Source organism: Methylobacterium oryzae (assembly GCF_036441375.1).
In the GTDB taxonomy this organism is placed as follows: domain Bacteria; phylum Pseudomonadota; class Alphaproteobacteria; order Rhizobiales; family Beijerinckiaceae; genus Methylobacterium; species Methylobacterium oryzae_A.
Window position 1 is genome coordinate 206,926 of the sequence record NZ_MLCA01000015.1, and the last position, 19,310, is coordinate 226,235.

Annotated in this window: 19 protein-coding genes, 1 tRNA gene and 1 pseudogene; 11 read left to right on the forward strand and 10 right to left on the reverse strand. The window is 72.3% G+C overall.

Annotated elements, in window-relative coordinates:
• Nucleotides 1-61 precede the first annotated feature (61 nt).
• A complete protein-coding gene (locus tag MOTC310_RS29030; RefSeq protein WP_331304269.1) occupies nt 62-556 on the reverse strand; it encodes a GNAT family N-acetyltransferase in 495 nt (164 codons plus the stop codon).
• A 743-nt stretch (nt 557-1,299) separates the two neighbouring features.
• Here MOTC310_RS29030 and MOTC310_RS29035 point away from each other — a divergent pair.
• The 5 genes from MOTC310_RS29035 to MOTC310_RS29055 all read left to right on the forward strand — a co-directional run bounded on the left by MOTC310_RS29035 (nt 1,300) and on the right by MOTC310_RS29055 (nt 6,946).
• Complete coding sequence (locus tag MOTC310_RS29035) at nt 1,300-2,466, forward strand: type III PLP-dependent enzyme (protein WP_331304270.1); 1,167 nt, start codon at nt 1,300-1,302, stop codon at nt 2,464-2,466.
• Nucleotides 2,467-2,595: 129 nt separating this feature from the next.
• Nucleotides 2,596-3,147, forward strand: a complete 552-nt coding sequence (locus MOTC310_RS29040; RefSeq protein WP_331304271.1) for a GNAT family N-acetyltransferase — start codon at nt 2,596-2,598, stop codon at nt 3,145-3,147.
• A gap of 257 nt (nt 3,148-3,404) precedes the next feature.
• Nucleotides 3,405-4,418: an N-acetyltransferase DgcN gene (gene dgcN, locus MOTC310_RS29045; RefSeq protein WP_331304272.1), complete on the forward strand. Its 1,014-nt coding sequence runs from the start codon at nt 3,405-3,407 to the stop codon at nt 4,416-4,418.
• Nucleotides 4,419-4,576: 158 nt separating this feature from the next.
• Nucleotides 4,577-5,560 carry an N-acetyl-D-Glu racemase DgcA gene (gene dgcA / locus MOTC310_RS29050; protein ID WP_331289205.1) on the forward strand — a complete coding sequence of 328 codons (984 nt, stop codon included), beginning with the start codon at nt 4,577-4,579 and terminating at the stop codon, nt 5,558-5,560.
• Nucleotides 5,561-5,896: 336 nt separating this feature from the next.
• A complete protein-coding gene (locus MOTC310_RS29055; protein WP_026604621.1) occupies nt 5,897-6,946 on the forward strand; it encodes a ketopantoate reductase family protein in 1,050 nt (349 codons plus the stop codon).
• Between the two features lie 141 nt (nt 6,947-7,087).
• Here MOTC310_RS29055 and MOTC310_RS29060 read toward each other — a convergent pair whose 3' ends face one another.
• Nucleotides 7,088-7,426, reverse strand: coding sequence for a DUF1491 family protein (locus MOTC310_RS29060; protein WP_331289203.1), 339 nt, complete (start codon nt 7,424-7,426; stop codon nt 7,088-7,090).
• Nucleotides 7,427-7,748: 322 nt separating this feature from the next.
• Here MOTC310_RS29060 and MOTC310_RS29065 point away from each other — a divergent pair, with 322 nt between their 5' ends.
• Entirely contained in the window at nt 7,749-8,039 is a 291-nt protein-coding gene (locus tag MOTC310_RS29065; protein WP_331289202.1) for a hypothetical protein, read from the forward strand.
• A gap of 73 nt (nt 8,040-8,112) precedes the next feature.
• Here the strand turns inward: MOTC310_RS29065 and MOTC310_RS29070 are convergent, their stop codons facing one another.
• The 6 genes and pseudogenes from MOTC310_RS29070 to MOTC310_RS29095 form a co-directional block, all read right to left on the reverse strand.
• The gene (locus MOTC310_RS29070; RefSeq protein WP_419539975.1) at nt 8,113-8,868 is read right to left on the reverse strand and encodes a peptidoglycan-binding domain-containing protein; all 756 of its coding nucleotides are present in this window, start codon (nt 8,866-8,868) and stop codon (nt 8,113-8,115) included.
• A gap of 27 nt (nt 8,869-8,895) precedes the next feature.
• Nucleotides 8,896-10,788 carry a sensor histidine kinase gene (locus tag MOTC310_RS29075; RefSeq protein ID WP_419539972.1) on the reverse strand — a complete coding sequence of 631 codons (1,893 nt, stop codon included), beginning with the start codon at nt 10,786-10,788 and terminating at the stop codon, nt 8,896-8,898.
• Nucleotides 10,789-11,394: 606 nt separating this feature from the next.
• Nucleotides 11,395-12,423 (reverse strand): annotated as a pseudogene (locus MOTC310_RS29080) (DUF2336 domain-containing protein); the annotation flags it as partial.
• 137 nt (nt 12,424-12,560) lie between these two features.
• Nucleotides 12,561-12,917: a hypothetical protein gene (locus MOTC310_RS29085; protein WP_331304276.1), complete on the reverse strand. Its 357-nt coding sequence runs from the start codon at nt 12,915-12,917 to the stop codon at nt 12,561-12,563.
• A gap of 69 nt (nt 12,918-12,986) precedes the next feature.
• On the reverse strand, nt 12,987-13,448 hold the full coding sequence (locus MOTC310_RS29090) for a GNAT family N-acetyltransferase (RefSeq protein WP_331304277.1): 462 nt from the start codon (nt 13,446-13,448) through the stop codon (nt 12,987-12,989).
• A gap of 70 nt (nt 13,449-13,518) precedes the next feature.
• A complete protein-coding gene (locus MOTC310_RS29095) occupies nt 13,519-14,043 on the reverse strand; it encodes a cupin domain-containing protein (RefSeq protein WP_331304278.1) in 525 nt (174 codons plus the stop codon).
• A gap of 170 nt (nt 14,044-14,213) precedes the next feature.
• Here MOTC310_RS29095 and MOTC310_RS29100 point away from each other — a divergent pair, with 170 nt between their 5' ends.
• Entirely contained in the window at nt 14,214-14,393 is a 180-nt protein-coding gene (locus tag MOTC310_RS29100; protein ID WP_331304279.1) for a hypothetical protein, read from the forward strand.
• Between the two features lie 40 nt (nt 14,394-14,433).
• On the opposite strand, the gene MOTC310_RS29105 is transcribed toward MOTC310_RS29100, so the two are convergent.
• Entirely contained in the window at nt 14,434-14,943 is a 510-nt protein-coding gene (locus tag MOTC310_RS29105) for a Ros/MucR family transcriptional regulator (protein ID WP_331293778.1), read from the reverse strand.
• A gap of 437 nt (nt 14,944-15,380) precedes the next feature.
• Between MOTC310_RS29105 and MOTC310_RS29110 the strand changes: the two genes are divergently transcribed.
• The 4 genes from MOTC310_RS29110 to MOTC310_RS29125 all read left to right on the forward strand — a co-directional run bounded on the left by MOTC310_RS29110 (nt 15,381) and on the right by MOTC310_RS29125 (nt 18,115).
• Nucleotides 15,381-15,794, forward strand: a complete 414-nt coding sequence (locus MOTC310_RS29110) for a PaaI family thioesterase (protein WP_331304280.1) — start codon at nt 15,381-15,383, stop codon at nt 15,792-15,794.
• A gap of 102 nt (nt 15,795-15,896) precedes the next feature.
• Nucleotides 15,897-16,829: an oxygen-dependent coproporphyrinogen oxidase gene (gene hemF, locus MOTC310_RS29115; protein WP_331304281.1), complete on the forward strand. Its 933-nt coding sequence runs from the start codon at nt 15,897-15,899 to the stop codon at nt 16,827-16,829.
• Nucleotides 16,826-17,944 (forward strand): ATP-dependent DNA helicase, encoded by a 1,119-nt coding sequence (locus tag MOTC310_RS29120; RefSeq protein WP_012321591.1) that lies wholly within the window; start codon nt 16,826-16,828, stop codon nt 17,942-17,944. Before hemF ends, MOTC310_RS29120 begins: the two co-directional genes overlap by 4 nt.
• Nucleotides 17,945-18,025: 81 nt before the next feature.
• Nucleotides 18,026-18,115 (forward strand) — tRNA-Ser (locus MOTC310_RS29125).
• 98 nt (nt 18,116-18,213) lie between these two features.
• On the opposite strand, the gene MOTC310_RS29130 is transcribed toward MOTC310_RS29125, so the two are convergent.
• Complete coding sequence (locus tag MOTC310_RS29130; RefSeq protein ID WP_331304282.1) at nt 18,214-19,137, reverse strand: hypothetical protein; 924 nt, start codon at nt 19,135-19,137, stop codon at nt 18,214-18,216.
• Nucleotides 19,138-19,310 lie beyond the last annotated feature (173 nt).

Here is a 19,310-nt window from a genome sequence, read left to right on the forward strand (position 1 = left end):
TCCTGGAGGCCGGCGTCAGGGTTGCAGCCGCATGGCTGCCCGCACGGCGGCGACCCGGCGCCTACAGCGCGCGCTCGTAGCGCCACGCCTCCATGCCGTCTTCATAATAGTCGGGCCGCACGGCGAAGCGGGTATAGCCCCGGCGCTCGTAGAGGCGGATGCCGGCGCCGTTATCGGCGCGCACCTCCAGACGGAGCCGGTCGCAGCCCTGGGCACGGGCGCGGGCCTCCGCGGCGTCGAGGAGTTTGCCGCCGAGGCCGAGGCCGCCGCGGTTCGGCGCTACCGCGATCGAGGCGAGGCGGGCGATCCGGCTGCTGCGCCGCCGCTCCAGCACCGCGGCGCCGACGAGGATGGGGGTCGGATCGGCGTCCGGCGCGTCGATCAGCGCCGCCAGCACGTCCATCGTGGGCGACAGGATCGCGTGGCGGATGGCCCGACGCTCGGCCCGGTCGGTGGCGAAGGCGGCGTGCTCCAGGGCGACCAGGGCGTCGAGATCGGCGAGCGTGGCGGTGCGGATCGTCGGCTCGGGGAGCCCGTCGCCGACCGGGCTGCGCAAGGGAGCGCTCACAGAGGGGCGCTCACGCCCGCGCCGTCGCGGTGGATCTGATCGGCCCGGCCATCGCTCGCTCGCCTGAGTCCTCTGCCCCTCCGGTCAGATGCCCGCTTCCGCCCCGCTTGGGAAGCCCGCACGGCCCGTCGCGCGCCGTCGATATGCGGCGTTTTTGCAACGGCGCGCGCGGGGTGTGGATTGCGGGCGGAAAAGCGGGCGTTCCGGGGCGGTTTCCCCTTGTCGCGCGGGTCCCGTCTCCGTATATGCGCCGTGCCCAATTTCGCACGTGCCTGTGGCCGCGTGTCGGTTGGTGGGCATCCGGTCAACTGCCGGACAGCCGCCAGGGGTCTTAAAGGATCGATGGTCGCAAGGGTGGATCCCTACGGCCGGCATCCAGGTGGCGACACCGGACCCCGACAACAACCGGCAGCCGGAGGCGAAACCGGCGAACCCCGCTCTCCACGGGGGACGCAGCTTAAAGCAACGACGAACGGGCTTTTTTGGTCTCGTCGGCCCTCCACAGGCCGGCACCGAAGAGGCTTGTTTCTCTTTGCCCGGCGTGCGGTGGGGGTCCTCCCTTCCAATCCACGGCAGCTTCCGGGTGCTCTGCGCCCGCACCGACGCACGCGTCTCCAAAGCGCGTGGGTCCGCGCGACGCATCGCCCCCTGACGCCGACGACCCGTTGGGTCGTCATCTTCGACAGCGCGCCCCGCGAAGGGCGCACGCGAACCCGTGCCGGGAGACGACCATGACCGACCGCATCCGTGACTTCCTGCGCGTGCGCCGCGATCTCGGCCAGGACGAGGGCCCCGTGATGGTCCTCGACCTCGACGTCGTGCGCGACAACTACACCGCCTTCGCGCGGTCCCTGCCGGACACCCGGGTGTTCTACGCCGTGAAGGCGAACCCGGCCCCCGAGGTGCTGCGCCTGCTCGCCGAGATGGGCTCGTGCTTCGACACCGCCTCGGTGGCCGAGATGGAGATGGCGCTGGCCGCCGGCGCCACCGCCGACCGGATCTCCTTCGGCAACACCATCAAGAAGGAGCGGTGCATCGGCCGCGCCCTGAAGCTCGGCATCCGCCTGTTCGCGGTCGACTGCCAGGCCGAGGTCGAGAAGATCGCCCGGGCCGCCGAGGCCGTGGACGTGCCGGCCGGCGAGGTGCGGGTGTTCTGCCGCATCCTGTGCGACGGCGCGGGCGCCGACTGGCCGCTCTCCCGCAAGTTCGGCTGCGTGCCCGAGATGGCCGCGGACGTGCTGGAGCACGCCCACCGCCAGGGGCTGGAGGCCTACGGCATCTCGTTCCATGTCGGCTCGCAGCAGGGCAACACCGAGGCCTGGGACGGGGCGCTCGGCTCCGCGGCGGCGATCTTCCGCGAGTGCGCGGAGCGCGGCCTCGGCCTGTCGATGGTCAATCTCGGCGGCGGCTTCCCGACCAAGTACCTCAAGGCGGTGCCGGGCGTGGAGAGCTACGGCGAGGCGATCTTCCGGGGTCTGACCAAGCATTTCGGCAACCAGATCCCCGAGACGATCATCGAGCCGGGCCGCGGCATGGTCGGCAATGCCGGCCTGATCGAGGCGGAGGTTGTTCTCGTGTCGCGCAAGTCCGCGGATGCCGACGAGGTCCGATGGGTCTACCTCGACATCGGCAAGTTCGGCGGGCTGGCCGAGACCATGGACGAGGCGATCCGCTACCCGATCCGCACCGCGCGGGACGGGGACGCGACCGAGCCCTGCGTCATCGCCGGCCCGACCTGCGACTCGGTGGACGTGCTCTACGAGCGGCAGCTCTACCCGCTGCCGGTCTCGCTCTCGATCGGCGACAAGGTGCTGATCGAGGGCGCGGGCGCCTACACCACCACCTACGCGGCGGTGGCCTTCAACGGCTTCCCGCCCCTTCAGCAGATCGTCATCTGACCTGCTGCAGAAGATCCCGGCAGTCCTCGGCTGCCGGGATTGATCTCCCGCTGCCGCACTGACGGAAGGCGCTCGGCCGTCCGTCACACCGTCGCTTCTCCCGCTTTCCGGCCCGGGGAGGGCACAGCCATGATCGAGATCCGCGCGGAGCATTGCCACGACGTCCCGGCGCGCGAGCGCCTGCTCGACGCGTGCTTTCCCGGCAACCGACGCGCCAAGACCTCGGAGCGCCTGCGCGAGGGCCGCCTGCCGGCCCGCGGCCTCGCCTTCGCGGCGACCCGGGCCGGTCGGCTCGTCGGCACCCTGCGGCTGTGGCACATCGAGGCCGGGCTCGCCCGCCCGGCGCTGCTGCTCGGCCCGCTCGCCGTCGATCCGGCGATCCAGGGCCAGGGGCTCGGCTCGGTGATGATGCAGGCGGCCCTCGGCCGGGCGGAATCCCTCGGCCACGGCGCCGTGCTGCTGGTCGGCGACGCCCCCTACTACGCCCGCTTCGGCTTCGACCGCGCCCTCGCGGAGGGCCTGACCCTGCCGGGCCCGTTCGAGCGCGCGCGCTTCCTCGGCCTCGAGCTGCGCGCGGGCGCGCTGGCCGGCGCCGAGGGGATGGTCCGGGCGACCGGCGTGCTCGCACCGGTCGAGGCCGTGGCGAACGAGGCCCAGGTCGCGCGACGACGCGCCGCCTGAGCGGGGGTGTCACGGGTCGCCGGGGTGAGGCGGCGGCTCGTCTTTGCGAGCGCGGCGAGGCAACCCGGGGCGGCGCGCGATCTCTGACCGTAGCGAATCGCTCGGTCGCTTGGCTGCGCCCGCGATGACGGCGTGCAAGCCTGGCATGTCGGGGCTGCGGCCGCGTCCACCGTCCTGGCCGGCCTCGTGCATTGCGCCGGGCGCCCGCGATCCCGCATAGACGGTCCGCCGGCCTCCCGGAGAAGGTTGCTCGACCGATGCAGATCGCCACGCCCTACCTGATGTTCCTGGGCGACGTGCCCGACACGCTGGCGGCCAAGACCGCCTACGGGATCAAGGACTGGCGCCCCGAATGGTGCGTCGGCCAGATGCGCCTGCCCGGCTGCGCCGCCGATCTCGGCATCCCCGACATGACCCTGCCCGAGGCCCTGGCGAAGGGCTGCCGGACCCTGGTGATCGGCGTCGTCAACGCCGGCGGCGTGCTGCCGGACCACTGGGTGAAGGAGATCGTCGCGGCGATCGAGGCCGGGCTCGACGTGGCGAGCGGCCTGCACGTCAAGCTCGGCGCGGTCCCGGCCATCGCGGAGGCCGCCGCGCGGCGCGGCCGCCAGCTCCACGACGTCCGCCACACCGACGAGCGCTTCCCCACCGGCAAGGGCACCAAGCGGGCGGGCCGCCGACTGCTCACCGTCGGCACCGACTGCTCGGTCGGCAAGAAGTACACCGTGCTGGCCCTGGAGCGCGGCATGCGCGCGCGCGGCCTCGACGCCGATTTCCGCGCCACCGGCCAGACCGGCGTGTTCATCTCCGGCCGGGGCGTGGCCATCGACGCCGTCGTCGCCGACTTCATCTCCGGCGCCGTCGAGACGATCTCGCCCGAGGCCGCCCCGAACCACTGGGACCTGATCGAGGGCCAGGGCTCGCTCTACCACCCGTCCTTCGCGGGCGTGAGCCTCGGCCTGCTGCACGGCGCCCAGCCCGACGCCTTCGTGGTCTGCCACGAGCCGACCCGCACCAATATGCGCGGCGTGAAGCATCCCCTGCCGACGATCCGGCAGGTGATCGACCTCACCGTGCAGCTCGGCAGCCTGACCAACCCGGCGATCCGGCCGGTCGGCATCGCGGTGAACACCCAGGCGCTCGCCGAGGGCGAGGCCCGGGCCCTCCTCGACACGCTCGGGTCCGAGCACGGCCTGCCCGCCACCGACCCGGTGCGCTTCGGCGTCGACGGGCTGGTCGACCGGATCGTCGCCGATTTCCCGGCGCTCTGATACCGCTCCCACCGGCCGGCTCCGGCGCCGTCCTCGCGCGCGGAGCGAAGCCATCCAGCCGCGCCATGCCGAGCGGCCGCGCGCTGGCCCGGGTCACTTCGCTGTGCTGGTGATGACGGGTGGCATCGATCGCAGGCTTCAACCGGAGACCGTCTGACATGTCCCGCCGCCTGACCCTCGCCGTCGAGCGCTTCCCGATCGCCGGCGCCTTCACGATCTCGCGCGGCAGCCGCACCGAGATCGCCGTCGTGGTGGCGACGATCGCGGACGGCGACACGGTCGGGCGCGGCGAGTGCGTGCCCTATCCGCGCTACGGCGAGAGCGTCGAGAGCGTCAGCGCCCTGATCGAGGGGCAGGCGGCGGCGATCGCGGCCGGGATCGGCCGCGAGGAGCTGATGACCCGCGTGAAGGCCGGGGCGGCGCGCAACGCCCTCGACTGCGCGCTGTTCGACCTCGCGGCGAAGCTCGAGGGCCGTCCGGCTTGGCAAATCGCAGGTCTCGCCGAGCCGCGGCCGGCGATCACCGCCTACACCCTGAGCCTCGGCACGCCGGAGAGCATGGGGGAAGCGGCCCGGAAGGCCGCGTACCGGCCGCTGCTGAAGGTCAAGCTCGGCGGGGACGGCGACCCGGAGCGCATCGCCGCCGTGCGGGCCGGCGCGCCGGAGGCCCGGCTGATCGTCGACGCCAACGAGGCGTGGCGGCCCGAGAACGTGGAAGCCAATCTGGAAGCCTGCCTGAAGGCGGGCGTCGCGCTGATCGAGCAGCCGCTGCCGGCCGACGCCGATGCCCTGCTCGCCGAGATCCCCCATCCGGTGCCGGTCTGCGCCGACGAGAGCCTCCACGACCGGGCCGGCCTCGACGCGCTGGCCGGGCGCTACGACGCGATCAACATCAAGCTCGACAAGACCGGCGGCCTGACCGAGGCGGTGCTGCTCGCCCGCGAGGCGCGGGCGCGGGGGCTCTCGATCATGGTCGGCTGCATGCTCGGCACCTCGCTGGGCATGGCGCCGGCGGCGCTCCTCGCCAACGACGCGGCGTTCGTCGATCTCGACGGGCCGCTGCTGCTCGCCCGCGACCGCGATCCGCCGCTGCGCTACGAGGGCAGCCTCATGCACCCGCCCACGCCGGATCTCTGGGGCTAGGCAGGGCAGTCGTCGCCCACGGCCTCGAGGCGCCCCACCGGATGCACCCCGTCGCCGCTCCGGAGCGTCGCGGGCGAGCCCGGATGCCGGCGAGACCGGTCCACCGCGCGGCCCGAGGGTGCGACCCTGTGGAGATCCCGGGCGCGGACGATAGGGATCGCCCCGCCTGTCACCCACGGGGCGTCACAAAGGGTTTGGGATTAGGTATACCAGAAGGCTTGCCTTCCGCCCGCCCGGCTGCCATCCATCGGCGGTGCGATTGGGGCCGTGACGTGGACGCGCCGTTCCCAGCAGCCAGACAACACACAGCAGTCTTCAATGCTGGGGAGGAACGACGTGGCCAAGAACATCCTGATCCTGGGAGCCTCCTACGGCTCGCTCCTGGGCACAAAGCTCCTGATGGCCGGTCACAACGTGACCCTGGTGTGCCGCCGGAAGACCGCGGACTTGATCAACCGCGAGGGGACCGAGGTCCGCATCAAGCTGCGCGACGAGAAGGAGCACCGGGCGATCCACTCGCGCGACCTGCCCGGCAAGGTCGACGCGATGCCGCCGGAAGACGTCGACGTCTCGCGCTACGACCTCGTCGGCCTCGCCATGCAGGAGCCGCAGTACAACAACCACACGATCCGCGTCCTGATGATCAAGATCGCGGCGGCGAAGCTGCCGTGCCTGTCGATCATGAACATGCCGCCGCTGCCCTACCTCAAGCGGATCCCGGCGCTCGCCGCCATGGACCTCGAGGACGCCTACACCAATGCCGGCGTGTGGGACCGGTTCGAGCCGGGGCTGGTGTCGCTCTGCTCCCCCGACCCGCAGGCCTTCCGGCCGCCGGAGGAGGAGGCGAACGTCCTCCACGTCGGCCTGCCGACGAACTTCAAGGCCGCGACCTTCGCGGACGAGGCCCATAACCGGCTGCTCCGCGAGCTGGAGGCCGACATCGACGCGGTGCGCCTCGACGGGCACGACGTGCCGGTGAAGCTCAAGGTGTTCGACTCGCTGTTCGTGCCGCTCGCCAAGTGGTCGATGCTGCTCACCGGCAATTACCGCTGCATCACCCCGGGTGAGCCGCAATCGATCCACGACGCCGTCCACGGCGATCTGGCGCGCTCGCGGGCGATCTACGACCACGTCGACGGGATCGCCCGGAAGCTCGGCGCCGATCCCGCCGACCAGGTGCCGTTCGAGAAATACGCCAAGGCCGCCGAGAGCCTGCTGAAGCCGTCCTCGGCCGCCCGCGCCGTCGCGAACGGCGCCCCCTACATCGAGCGGGTCGACCTGCTGGTGAAGCTGATCTCGCACCAGCTCGGCGAGCCGAACGCCGAGATCGACCGCACCGTCGAGACCGTCGACCGCAAGCTCGACGAGCGGATCATCGAGGGCTGACGGGCGCTGCCTTCGCTTCGCTCCGTCGTCGCGAGCGGAGCGAAGTGACCCAGGGTAGCGCGACGCCGGCCGGCGTGGCGCCGCTGGATGGCTTCGCCGCGCTCGCGAGGACGGTGGCGAAGTCTTCAGCCGGAAACGGTCTCACTCCGCCAGATCCAAACAATGCCGCCCCTGGCGGTCGTCGATCTCGACGATCCAGAGATCGGAATCGAACCGGATCTCCTTGGTCAGGCGCTCCTCCACGTCGAGGGGGCTGCCGCCGGTGACGATCGCGGCGAAGCGGCGGTCGCCGCTCTCCTCGGCCTCGAACAGGGCCTGCGGCGCAGGTCCGTAGAGGTCGGCGCTGCCGTCGAGGCGATCGACCTTCACGAAGATCGCGCCGGCCTCCGCGGCACCGCGCCGGCGCAGAACGGCCGGGATGCCCGCGACGTCCAGGCGCCGCAGATGGGCCGAAACCCAGAAATCGGAGCGCAGGCGCATGCGTCTGTGGCCCTGTGAAGCTCGGTTCGCCGCGGCCCGTGCCGCACGCCGGACCGGCCGGCGGATCCTCAGCGGCACACCCTCCGCCTTGCCCTTCGCCATGCGCGAAAGCGCCGGTCCGGGCAACCTCCGGCGCGCGATGCCGCTCCGCCGTGCGGGCACGGCTGACGGCGCAGAATATTCCGTCAAAGAATTCGGTATTTTTCGGGATTAAAAAAGAATTGATCGGTGTGCGACAGCGCACATCTACAGTATTATTTGCTGATTAACTGAGCAAAGGGCGCCTGAATTCGCAAATCACGATGATTTAAGGAGCACTCCGATGCGGAGAATGACCTCGCGCGCGACGCTGATCGTCGCCTGCCTGTGCGGTGTTGTGCCGTCGGCCCACGCCCGTCCGGAGACGCTCATGGATATACTGGGCAACCGCGACACCCCGTCCTGCCCGCGCTACCAGCGCACCCCGAGCGATCCCTGCAACATCGTCGTGCATCGGCCCGGCGGTAATCCCACGCAGGACATGACCGGATCGATCGGCCACGCGAAGTCCTGGCAGGCCAATGGCGGTCCGCGCTGCAAGACCATCTGCCGGTTCACCGGCACGCAGTACTGAGAGCCGGATCTCCCCGCGCTCACGGTGACCGGCACCCGCACCGCCACGGCGGGGCGGGTGCCGCCCGGTCCCGCTAGCCGTGGCCCGCCCGCGCCACCAGTTCGCGCAGGGTCCGGCCCGTCGCCTCGCCGGTCACCGGCAGCTTGGCGCTGCGCTCGAACTTCTCGATCGCCGCGCGGGTGCCGGGACCCATCGCGCCGTCGGGCTTCACCGCGTAGCCGAGCTTCGACAGCGCCTTCTGGGCGCGCAGCACCGGGTCGCCGTCCTTCTCGGGCTTGGCCGCCTTGGCGTCCTTCGTCTCCTTCGGGGCCGGCTTGGCGGCCGCCCGGGCCGGCGACGCCTTCGGGGTGACCGAGGCGGTGGTCTCCTCGGACCGGATCAGCTCGCCGATCGCGTCCCGGGCCGCCGGCTTGGCGGGCGCGGGCGCGCGGTCGGCCTCGACCACGCGCACCGGATCCCGGGCCCCATCGCGGGCCCCATCCCGGACCGCCTCCCGCGCGGGTTCTCGAGTAGGTTCCCGGGCGGGTTCCTTGGCGGCCGGCGCCGCCTCGCGCGGGGCGGGCGCCTTCTGAGCGAGCTTCGGCAGGATCGGCGCCGGGTGGCGCCCGGTCTGGTAGCCGAGGGCGTTGACGCAGACGAAGCCCGCCGCACCCAGGGCAACGAGGCTGCCGAGAACGGCGCCCGGGCTGGTCCGGCAGGTAGCGCCCGTCGCCTTCAGCGCGCCGACCAGCACGGCGCGCCAGTCGCCCTGGACCGCGGCGCGGCGCGGCGCGGACCGGCGCGCGCGGCCGGGTTCGCCCGGTACGGTGATCTCGCGGTAGCCTGACATCATGTCTCCTTCCGGGGGATCTTCGGCTCAGCCAGTGCGGCGCAGGACCGGGTCGGCCGGGACCGCGGCGAGACTCGGCTCCGCGTCGAACAGGCCGAGCGGCAGGCGGACCACGCGGCGGGGCGCCGGGGCGCCCCGCACGGCCGTGCGGATCGGGGCCGGGCCGTGGGCGGTCGCCGGGGCCTGGCAGACCAGGGGCAGGGTGACGGTCACCACGGTCCCGGCCTGCGGGGCGCTCTCGATCAGCAGGGAGCCGCCGTGGAGGCCGACGAGGCCCTGGACCACCGAGAGGCCGAGGCCGGTGCCTTCGTGCTGGCGCTTGTAGTCGCCGCTCCCGGCCTGGAAGAACGGGGTGCCGAGCTTGGGCAGGTCGTCCGCGCCGATGCCGACGCCGGTATCGGCCACGACGATGTCCAGGCTGCCGGCGCCGCGCCGCAGGGACAGGTCGATGCGGCCGCCCGAGGGGGTGAACTTCACGGCGTTCGAGATGAGGTTGATCAGGACCTGCCGGCAGGCGGCGGGATCGGCCGTGATCTCCACCGGCCCCGACGGGGCGGCGGTGAGGACGACGCCGGCGGCGTCGGCCTTCAGGCGCATCAGGTCGCAGCAGGCCCGGAGCAGGGCCGCCACGTCGAAGGCTTCCGGCGCGCAGTCGAAGTTGCCGCTCTGGATCCGGCTCATGTCGAGCAGCGTGTTGACGACGCCGAGCAGGTGGTGGCCGGAGGCGCCGATGATCCCGGCATATTCCCGCGCCTGAACCGGGCCGAGGCTGACGGCGCCTTCGCCGGCCAGAACCTCCGAGAAGCCGATGATCGCGTTGAGCGGCGTGCGCAGCTCGTGGGTGACGTTCGCCAGGAACCGGCCCTTGATCGCGTCGGCGCGCTCGGCCTCGGCGCGGGCGCGCTCCAGCTCCAAGGCGTGCCGGTGATGCTCGGTCATGTCGCGGGTGACCGCCACCACCGCCATGGCGGCGTCGTGCGGGCCGTGCTCGATCCGGTGGGCGCGCATCTCGGCGTGGATCAGGCTCGCGCCGTCGGCGCGGCCGGTCTCCGGCTCGACGTGCAGGCGCAGGGGCAGGGTCGCGGGCCGCCCGGTCGCGGCGACGTCGCTCACCGCCTTGAGGAAGGCCGGCCGGTCGGCGACGTGGACGCGCTCCAGCAGGCCGTGTCCGCGCAGCCGGGCCGGGTCGCTGCCCAGGAGCCGCACGGCCGAGACCGAGGCCTCCAGCACGCGGCCGTTCCGGTCGTGCCAGGTCACGAGGTCGTCGATCGCCGAGAGCAGCAGCCGGTCGCGGGCCTCGTTGTCGCGCAGCCGCTCGCGCCAGACGCCCTCGTTGCGCATGTGCTCCAGGGCCTGGGCGGCGACGTGTCCGATCGCCGTGATCGCGAAGGCCGGCAGGGCGAGCGCGGCCGAGATGTCCATGACCGGCAGGGCGCCGGCCCAGGCGCCGAGGGCCACCACGGCCAGCACGCCGAGGACCGCCATCGCGGCGGCCGCGATCGTCGCGCGGAGCGAGCCGGAGACCAGCGCCTCCAGGGGGATCGCCACGAGCCAGACCGCGGCGGGCGAGGTGACGCCGCCGGTGACCCCCGCCAGGGCGACGACGAGGCCGGTCAGGCCCGCCGACGAGACCGCGTGGGCGACCCAGAGCGATCCGGTGCGGGCGAGGAGGACGGCGGCGAAGACCGGCAGCAGCAGGCTCGCGATCGCCAGGACCTCGAAGCCCGACGGCACCCCGCGCCACAGCAGGTAGGGCGGCAGCCCGGCCATCATCACGGCGCCGGTCGCCAGCCGCGACACCAGGAAGCGCTGGTGGCGCGCGCGGACGGCCGGGTTGTCGGCCACGGATTCGTGGACGAGACCCGCGAGCCGGTCGTCGATCAGCGACGTCAGAACAGTCTTGATGGTCAAGGTTGGCACGCGTCGCGCTGGCTGCGTTCCCGCATCCGTCGCGCCTCCGGTTCGACTTCGAACGACTACCGGACGGTCGCAGAGCCGGCTTAAACGAGTGTTGCGTGACTTCTCCGAATGGTCGGGATGCTTTCCGCGAGGTAACCGGCCGATTGCGGACAAGCTTCGTTCACCATCGTGCAGGAAAGCTCGGGTTGGTAGAGGCCCGGTTCACGAAATCCGTCGAATGCTTCGTGCGATCTCGAGCGGAGGAACCGTCTATGACCGTCCTGCTGCGCGCCGCGCTGGTGATCGGCGTGCTCTCTTACTTCGCCATGCTTCGCACCGGCGCCGACCCGGCCGCCGAGGCGAGACGGCTCGCCGGCGCGGTTCCCAGCGCCCCGGCGGTCCTGCCAGCCGCCCTCGAGGCGGTCCCGCCGGAGACCCGGGAGCGGGCGGTGCGCGCCGCGCTGGCCCGCGGCCTGATGGCGGAGCTGAGCCGCCGCGCRGCGGAGACGCCGCCRTCGAGCGACACCCTGCAGGAGACCGACCGGCAGCCCGCTTGGCGGGGCGCCGATCCGAAGAGCGATCCGCAGGCCGAGCCGCGCTGACGGCCGGCCGGTCAGGCCGGCTCTCGTGCAGCGGCTGGTGGGCCTCGCTCCGCCCGCGCTCGGCGAGCGGCCTGTCGAGAATCGCGGCGATCAGGTCCCGGGAGGCCGGCCGGCTCACGGTCCGGAACAGCCGGACGAGGTCGGCCACGCGCTCGGCCGAGCGCGCCACACCCTGGTTGAGGGTCAGGAAGATGTAGACCGCCTCCTCCTCGTGCAGGCCGGCGGCCCGCAGGCCGAGGGTCAGCAGGTCGTAGCGGGCGCTCGCGTCGGCGACCACGGTCAGGAAATCGCGGGGCAGGCCGAGGCCGTCGGCCAGCGCCGCCATGAAGGCCGGCACGTCGCGGGCCGCGGACAGGCCGGTCAGGGTCTCGCCGAGGCCGCGGGGCGGCGGCGGGCAGGGGCGCAGGGCCGCGGTCGCCTCGACGGTCCGGCCGATCACCGTGCGGCGCATCGGATCGGCGTGGAGGTACAGGGGCACGAGGTCGGCCGCCGACACGTCGGGCCGGACCAGGAGAAGCCGGGCGAGGTCGGGGGCGCCGCGGCCGCGATCCACGAGCCGCGACAGGGCCGCGCCCCGCAGGGTGTGGCCGAGATTGGCCGCCAGCGCGCGGTCGATCTCGGGGCGGCCTTCGCGGGAGAGTTCGTCCACCGCCTCGCGGCTCAACCCGGCCCGGGCGGCGATGCGGGCGGCGATGTCCGACCCCTCGGCCAGGGCCGCCTCGATCAGGCGGTGGCTCAGGGTCGGGGCCAGCTCCACCACCGCGTCGCGGGCGCCGCCGCCGCGCAGGGCGAGCGCCTCCAGCACGGCCGGCGGCGTCTCGGGGCAGGGGGCCAGCTTGCGGGCCACGACCCGGGCCGTCTCCTCGTCCACCGTCGGGATCAGCCCGCAGGCCAGGGATTCGAAGATCTCGATCTCGGTCCGGTCCCGGGCCGCGGCCCGGACGAACAGGTCCGTCTGAACCCGGAGGATCACCGGCTTGAGATCGAGATTCTCGATGCGTGACAGTTCGAGGAGCCCGGACAGGTCCGGCGGAGCATCGACGGATGGGGGCATGGAGGATCGGTTACGCAAGACTGCAGTAAGGTCACGCTAACCGCATCGACGTGAATCGACCTTTAAACCGCCTCCGCCGCGACCGTGCCGTCCTGCGCCAGGATGGCACCCGCCCGGTTGTGCCCCGGCGGTCCCGGTCAGCGCGTCAGCCAGAGCATGAGGCCGAGCCCCACGGCCGCCGCGACGATGAAGCCGGCATAGAGCGGCAGGACCCAGGGCTGCCGCTGGTGCGGGTAACCCTTGGCCACCCGTTCCGAGGGCGCCCGCTCGTTCTGCCGGGCGATCCGGACCTCCCGGGGCGTCGGCGGCGTCCCGCCGGCCTCCTCGCAGGTGCCGAGCGGGGCCGCGCCGACATCCATGTGCGGGGTCTTGTCGGCGGTGCGGCCGCTGTCGATGTCGCCCTTGAGCTGCGCGGCGGTCGGCGCCTCGGAATCCGGCGGCGGGTCGGAGGGCAGGTTCGCGGGAGGTGGCGGGGTCTCGGATCGCAGCGTCATCGGGGGGCTCCACTCTCCGGAGTCAACGCTCGGTGGGCCCGGTCGGGTGCGGCCAGGATGTCGCGGATCTCAGCTCTCCCCGGCTCCCCGCTTCAGAAGCGGCCGCGCGAGCATCGTCCCGGCATCGGCGAAGCCGGCGGCGGCGCAGAAGGCGCGCAGCGCCTCCTGGTCCGGCCCCGCGGCCAGGAGCAGCCGGTCGCAGCCCGCCTGCCGCGCCGCCCGGCCGGCCGCCTTCAGCAGGACCCGGCCGATGCCCCGGCGGCGGGACTCGGCGGCGACCGCGAGGCTCGTGATCAGGCCGAAGGGCCGCGGCGCGTCGAGCGTCCGGACAGGGGCGACGGTGATGAGGCCGCTCGGTGGTCCCCACTCCACGGCGACGAGGGCGGTGCCGCCGTCCCGGAGCAGGGCTTCGAGCCGGGCCGCGAGGTCCGCGGCGCCGACGTCGATCCCCGCCTCGTCCAGCAGGGCCGCGAGCCCCGCGGCGTCGGCGCCCGCCGCGGCGCGGATCTCCAGCCCGTAGCGATTGCCCACATCCTGCTCCCGATCGGCACGTCCGGCCGTTCAACGCGCCGCACCCCGCCCCGTCGCCCCCGGATCCTCCTCAGACGCGGCGCCAGCCCGGCTGCGCCGGGTCGACGAGCCGGTAGTTGACCGGCGCCATCCCGCAGATGGCGATCACCGCGGGCTCTCGCCCGTCGCGCACGACACCGTCGTAATGCGGCGTGCCCGCCACCCGGCGCACGAAGCTGCCGGCCTTCACGGGCAGGCAGGCCGCCGGGTCGAAATCCGCGCCGCTGTTGCACCACCATGTCCCCGACAGGACCAGGCAGTACCGGTCCGACGTGTAGGTGTGGGGGGCGCTCATGTAGCCCGGCCACCAGCGGATCAGCGTGTAGTAGAGGCCGGTGCCGTTGGTGTCGCCGGTGAGCGCGCACCGGTCGACGCTGCGCTCGGGGTAGTCCTTCGACGGGATCCAGGGCAGGTCCTCGGGCGCGCGGATGATCGTCTGCTCGGGATCGAGCGGGCTCGCCCGCCCGGCCCGCGCCAGGAGGAGCGGCAGGCTCCCGAGGAGCGAGGCCGCGAGCAGGTCGCGGCGCGTCTCCGCCCGGCTCTGTGTGTCGATCATCGTGCGCTCCGGCCCTGTTGCGGAGGCGCGCCGGGCGCGCCCGCTCCGACAACGCCCGCAGCCCGGATTTCTCCTCCGGGCGACCCGATCAAACGGGCGCGACCATCGTGGGGAACGCGGATCTCCATCCGGTCTTTGCTCTCCCGGAGACGGATCGGGGAGCGCGCGGCATGGCGGGTCGGGTGACGGGGCAATCTCCCGATGGAGAGGCCGGCGAGGCGCCGCCGGAGGCCGAGCGGCCGGTGCCGCGACCTGGGGCGACCGGGGAAGCCGAGGCGGAGGAACGGCACAAGGCGGAGACGGAGATCGCCGCGGGGGACGTGGCCGACGATCGCGCCGACTTCGCGTAACGGACCGGCGCGCGAGCCGCGCGCCGGGCTCAGGCCGGTGTCAGGCCGTCTCTTTGGCCTTGCGGGAGCGGCTCGCGCGCTTCGGCTTCTCGGCCACCTCCGCGACGGGCTCGGGGGCCGGCGCCGGGGCGGCGGACTTGCGGCGCTGCTGGCCGAGGCCGAGGCTGCGGGCAAGTTCCGAGCGCTGGGCCGAGTAGCTCGCGGCCGTCGACGGATAGTCGCGCGGCAGGCCGAAGCGCTCGCGATACTGCTCGATCGTCAGGCCGTTGCGGGACAGGTGCCGCTTCAGCGTCTTGTACGGCTTGCCATCGATGAACGAGATCAGGGCGTCCGGCGTCACCGACTTGCGGATCTGGGCCGGGGTCGGCTTGTCGGCCGACTCGGTGACGGTCGCCGCGGGGGCGGACAGCTTCGTCAGCGCGGCGTGAACGCCGGCGAGCAGACCGGGCAACTCGCTGATCGGCACGGAATTGTTCGAGACATACGCCGACACGATGTCTGACGCCTGCTCGATGAAGGTCTGCTGCTGCTCAGTGGCGTTGTCGTCCATCGATGATTCCCTCTATCCGACCGTGGTGAGACGGTTCTAACGTCTGTGCAGCAAAATCAAGTCGTCGTCGAGCATTTCCCTACACAATGCCCCCGTCATGAACACGCATATTATTCAAGGCGTGGGTCGAGCTGAAATCGACGGTCGAGCAAACCGACACCCCGGAGCCGAGGTTGGATGTGACCGGGCTACGCGGACGGGCGCTGATTATGCCTACTGCCTCGATCTCGTGGCCGGCTTCCTCTGCGAAGATCCGTCTCCGGTCTGATGAGAGGCGCGAAACTTCACGCGGCGGCCCGCCGCGATGTCCCGTGAGCCGGTCGAGGCGGAACGAACGTTTCGACCGGACTGTCGCGTGATCTGCGGCGGTCCGGTCATGGCCTCGGGCGCGGCCGGACGGTAAGGATCCGGGCGGGGCAGGAGCCGGGGCGATCGACGTGGACCAGCAATCGGAACCGGGCACCGTCTTCGGCGCCACCATCCCGTTCGTGGATTACTGCGGGATCGAGGCGCTCGACGTGCGCGCGGGCCGGACGCGCCTGCGCCTGGCCCTGCGGCCGGAGCACGCCAACAACCTCGGCATCGCCCATGGCGGCGCCCTCTGCACCCTGCTCGACGTCGCCCTCGGCACGGCGGCCCGGCTGCGGGCGGGGCGCCCCGTGGTGACCCTCGACATGCAGACCCGCTTCCTCGCCCCCGGGCGCGGCGTCCTGATCGCCGAGGGGCGGGTCACCCGGGCCGGGCGGTCGGTGATCTTCTGCGAGGCCGAGATCCGCGACGAGTCCGGGGAGCTGGTGGCGGCCGCCACGGGGCTGCTCAAGCCCGTCGGCGAGCGCCCGGCGACCGCCTAGGGCCCCGGTCGTCGGCCGGGATGCCGGCGCCGGCGCCCTGCGCGGTCATGCGGGGTCGCGACCGCATTGACGTGCGCCCGGCAGGGTGGAAAAGCCTGTCTCATGACGATGCCGGACGACGCGCGCGCAGCCCTGGCTGCGCCTCCCTCCGAGGCCGACGTGACGGCCATGAAGTCCGAGGCCGCGGCGTGGTTCGAGACGCTGCGCGACCGGATCGTCGCCGCCTTGGAGACCCTCGAGGCGGAAGCGACCGGCCCGTTCCACCCCGACGCGCCCGCGGGGCCGGGGACGTTCGAGAAGACGCCGTGGAACCGGACCGACCATACCGGCCTGCCGGGCGGTGGCGGCGTCATGGCGATGCTGCGGGGCCGCGTCTTCGAGAAGGCGGGGGTGCACATCTCCACCGTGCACGGCGAGTTCGCGCCGGAATTCCGCGCCCAGATGCCCGGCGCCGCCGAGGATCCGCGCTTCTTCGCCACCGGCATCTCGCTGATCGCCCATCCCTGGAACCCGCACGTGCCGACGGTGCACATGAACACCCGGTTCGTCGCGACGACGCGGGCGTGGTTCGGCGGCGGCGCCGATCTCACCCCGGTCCTGGAGCGGCGCCGCAACCAGGACGATCCGGACAGCCGCCATTTCCACGCCTGCCTGGAGCGGGCCTGCGCGGCGCACGGCATCGATCACGCCCGGTACAAGGCGTGGTGCGACGCGTATTTCCACCTCAAGCACCGGAACGAGCCGCGGGGCATCGGCGGGATCTTCTACGATTATCTCTGGAGCGGGACGCCGCAGGCGGACCTCGCCTACACCCGGGACGTGGGCCGGGCCTTCCTGGAGGCCTACCCGAAGATCGTGCGCGACAATCTCGGCACGCCCTGGACCGAGGCGGACCGCCACGAGCAGCAGGTGCGGCGGGGCCGCTACGTGGAGTTCAACCTGCTCTACGACCGGGGCACGATCTTCGGCCTGAAGACGGGCGGCAACGTCGCCTCCATCCTGTCCTCGATGCCGCCGACCGTGCGCTGGCCGTGAGTGCGGGTCTGCCGGCCGCCTACGCGCCGCAGCAGGATGCGGCGCTGAAGGCGATCGCCGCGTGGCGGCGAGACGGGGGATCGCAGGTATTTCGCCTGTTCGGCTACGCCGGCACCGGCAAGACGACACTCGCCCGCCGGATCGCCGAGGACGTCGACGGCACGGTGGTGTACGGCGCCTTCACCGGCAAGGCGGCCTCCGTGATGCGCCAGAAGGGCTGCTACGACGCCGCCACGATCCACTCGCTGATCTACCGCACCAAGGAGGCGGAGGAGGGCGGTCCGACCTTCACGCTGAACCGCTCTGGACCGGCCGCCAAGGCGGACCTGATCATCATCGACGAGTGCTCGATGGTCGATTCCGATCTCGGCAACGATCTCCTGTCCTTCGAGCGGCCGGTCCTCGTTCTCGGCGATCCGGCGCAGCTGCCGCCGGTGCGCGGGGGCGGCTTCTTCACCGAGGCGGAGCCCGACGTGATGCTCACCGAGGTGCACCGCCAGGCCAAGGACGACCCGATCGTCCGCATGGCGATGACGGTGCGCGAGGGTGGCCGGCTGGAGCTCGGCAGCTACGGGCAGAGCCGGATCGTGTCGCGCCGCGCCCTGGATCCGGCCGAGGTGCTCGAGTGCGACCAAGTGCTGGTCGGGCTCAACAAGACCCGTCGCCTCTACAATGCCCGGCTGCGGGAACTCGCCGGCCACACGGATCCGATGCCGGCGATCGGCGAGAAGCTGGTCTGCCTGCGCAACGACCGGGTGAAGGGTCTGCTCAACGGCTCGACCTGGACCGTGCAGGCCCTGCGCGCGCCGCCGCGTCCGGACCTGATCCGCCTCGACGTGGTGCCGGAGGACGACCCGGCGCTGCGCCGGAAGCCCACCGACATCAAGGTGCTGCGCGCGATGATCTCCGGCACGGACGAGGAGATCCCGCTCTTCCTGCGGCGGGAGACGGACGAGTTCACCTACGGCTACGCGCTGACGGTGCACAAGGCGCAGGGGTCGCAGTGGGATCGGGTGACTCTGTTCGACGAATCCTACGCATTCCGCGAGCACCGGGCGCGCTGGCTCTACACCGGCCTGACCCGCGCCGCGCAGGCGATCACCGTGGTGGTCTGATCCGGCGCCGGCGCGCGAGGTCTCGCTTGTGAAGCCGGACCGCGCGTGCTAGGCACCGCCCGTCTCATCGAGGCACCTTGCGGAGAGGTGGCAGAGCGGTTGAATGCACCGCACTCGAAATGCGGCATGCCTGCAAGGGCATCGGGGGTTCGAATCCCCCCCTCTCCGCCAAGCACCCTTCTAAGTGCCTGATCTTCCAGAAGTCGTTGCACGGTAAGGCTTTCTTGATCCGCCTGTTGTACAGCCCCTGTGAAGCCCGCAGGCCGTGGTCAGAAGCTGTACCCGACGCGCAACCGCATCTGGTGGCGGTCGAAGTTCGACAGATCGATCGGTCCGGGCTCGCCCGTCGCCTGCCCGGCGACCTGGAAGCTCCAGGTGAACGAAGCCCAGGCCTGGGGTGACAGGGTCGTGTAGGCGGTCGGTCCGAGATACACGGCCCCGCCCGCGAACCGGTCGAGCGCCAGACCGTCGTAGGTCCGGGCATAGCGTGCCTCGCCGCCGAGGAAGAGGCCGGGCCGGACGCAGTAGGCCAGCGCCGCCGCCACCTCGATCCCCGATCCGCGCACGGGCGCGTCCATAACGGTCAGCCGCGTCGTCGAGAACGCGAAGCCGACATTGACGGCGGCGATCAGCTTGCCGGGAATGATCTCGCGGTCGGCCAGCAGGCCGATCTCGGTGCCGAAGCTGCGCGCCGGCACGCCCGACCCGCCGTCGACGGTCCCGTAGCCCGGCACGAGATTGAGGGTCAGGCCGAAGGGGGCCGCCCGGCGATTCAGCAGGCGCAGCCGGGTTTCGAGGAAGCCGCCGTTGAAGCCGCCCGTGGTTCGGGTCGGGGTGCCCGGCGCGCCGATGTCGTAGGCGTTGAAGGTGACACCCGGCGCCAGGCGGAAATCGTCGGTCAGCGGCACCTTCAGGGCGAGGGCGCTGTCCACGGCCAGGAAGCGGGTGACGCGCCGGCCGAGGCGCCCGCTCGTCTCCCATTCCAGCTCCGCCTCCCCGGGGACGCCGAGGTCGCTGCCCTCGGCGAAGCCGAACAGATGCTCGCTGTCGAGGTCGCCCGGCGTCAGGTTCTCGGCGGCGGTGGGCAGCGACTGGGCCAGCGCCGGTGCCGCGGCCAGCCCGAGCGCCACGGCGAGCCCGCGCAGGATCGATCCTGAGGCCGAGAGGCGGCGCGGAGCGCCAAGGTGCGGCATAGCCCAGACCCATAGTTATAGCTAATGCTATATCTATTAGGATGGGCGATGCCGGATCGTCAACGGTCGAGGAGGGCGGGCGGCTCGAAGGAGGTCCGGTCGCGGATCCGGTTCCGCGCGCGTCGGAGGAGGTGGCCGCGCGCGGTGGCCCCGGCGCCGGTCGCGAGCCTCGG

Bases quoted from the DNA above. Each gene is read 5' to 3' on its own strand.
- MOTC310_RS29035 (WP_331304270.1), top strand. From the start codon at position 1,300: ATGACCGACCGCATCCGTGACTTCCTGCGCGTGCGCCGCGATCTCGGC.
- MOTC310_RS29040 (WP_331304271.1), top strand. From the start codon at position 2,596: ATGATCGAGATCCGCGCGGAGCATTGCCACGACGTCCCGGCGCGCGAG.
- dgcN (WP_331304272.1), top strand. From the start codon at position 3,405: ATGCAGATCGCCACGCCCTACCTGATGTTCCTGGGCGACGTGCCCGAC.
- dgcA (WP_331289205.1), top strand. From the start codon at position 4,577: ATGTCCCGCCGCCTGACCCTCGCCGTCGAGCGCTTCCCGATCGCCGGC.
- MOTC310_RS29060 (WP_331289203.1), bottom strand. From the start codon at position 7,426: ATGCGCCTGCGCTCCGATTTCTGGGTTTCGGCCCATCTGCGGCGCCTG.
- MOTC310_RS29065 (WP_331289202.1), top strand. From the start codon at position 7,749: ATGCGGAGAATGACCTCGCGCGCGACGCTGATCGTCGCCTGCCTGTGC.
- MOTC310_RS29070 (WP_419539975.1), bottom strand. From the start codon at position 8,868: ATGTCAGGCTACCGCGAGATCACCGTACCGGGCGAACCCGGCCGCGCG.
- MOTC310_RS29085 (WP_331304276.1), bottom strand. From the start codon at position 12,917: ATGACGCTGCGATCCGAGACCCCGCCACCTCCCGCGAACCTGCCCTCC.
- MOTC310_RS29095 (WP_331304278.1), bottom strand. From the start codon at position 14,043: ATGATCGACACACAGAGCCGGGCGGAGACGCGCCGCGACCTGCTCGCG.
- MOTC310_RS29100 (WP_331304279.1), top strand. From the start codon at position 14,214: ATGGCGGGTCGGGTGACGGGGCAATCTCCCGATGGAGAGGCCGGCGAG.
- MOTC310_RS29105 (WP_331293778.1), bottom strand. From the start codon at position 14,943: ATGGACGACAACGCCACTGAGCAGCAGCAGACCTTCATCGAGCAGGCG.
- hemF (WP_331304281.1), top strand. From the start codon at position 15,897: ATGACGATGCCGGACGACGCGCGCGCAGCCCTGGCTGCGCCTCCCTCC.
- MOTC310_RS29130 (WP_331304282.1), bottom strand. From the start codon at position 19,137: ATGCCGCACCTTGGCGCTCCGCGCCGCCTCTCGGCCTCAGGATCGATC.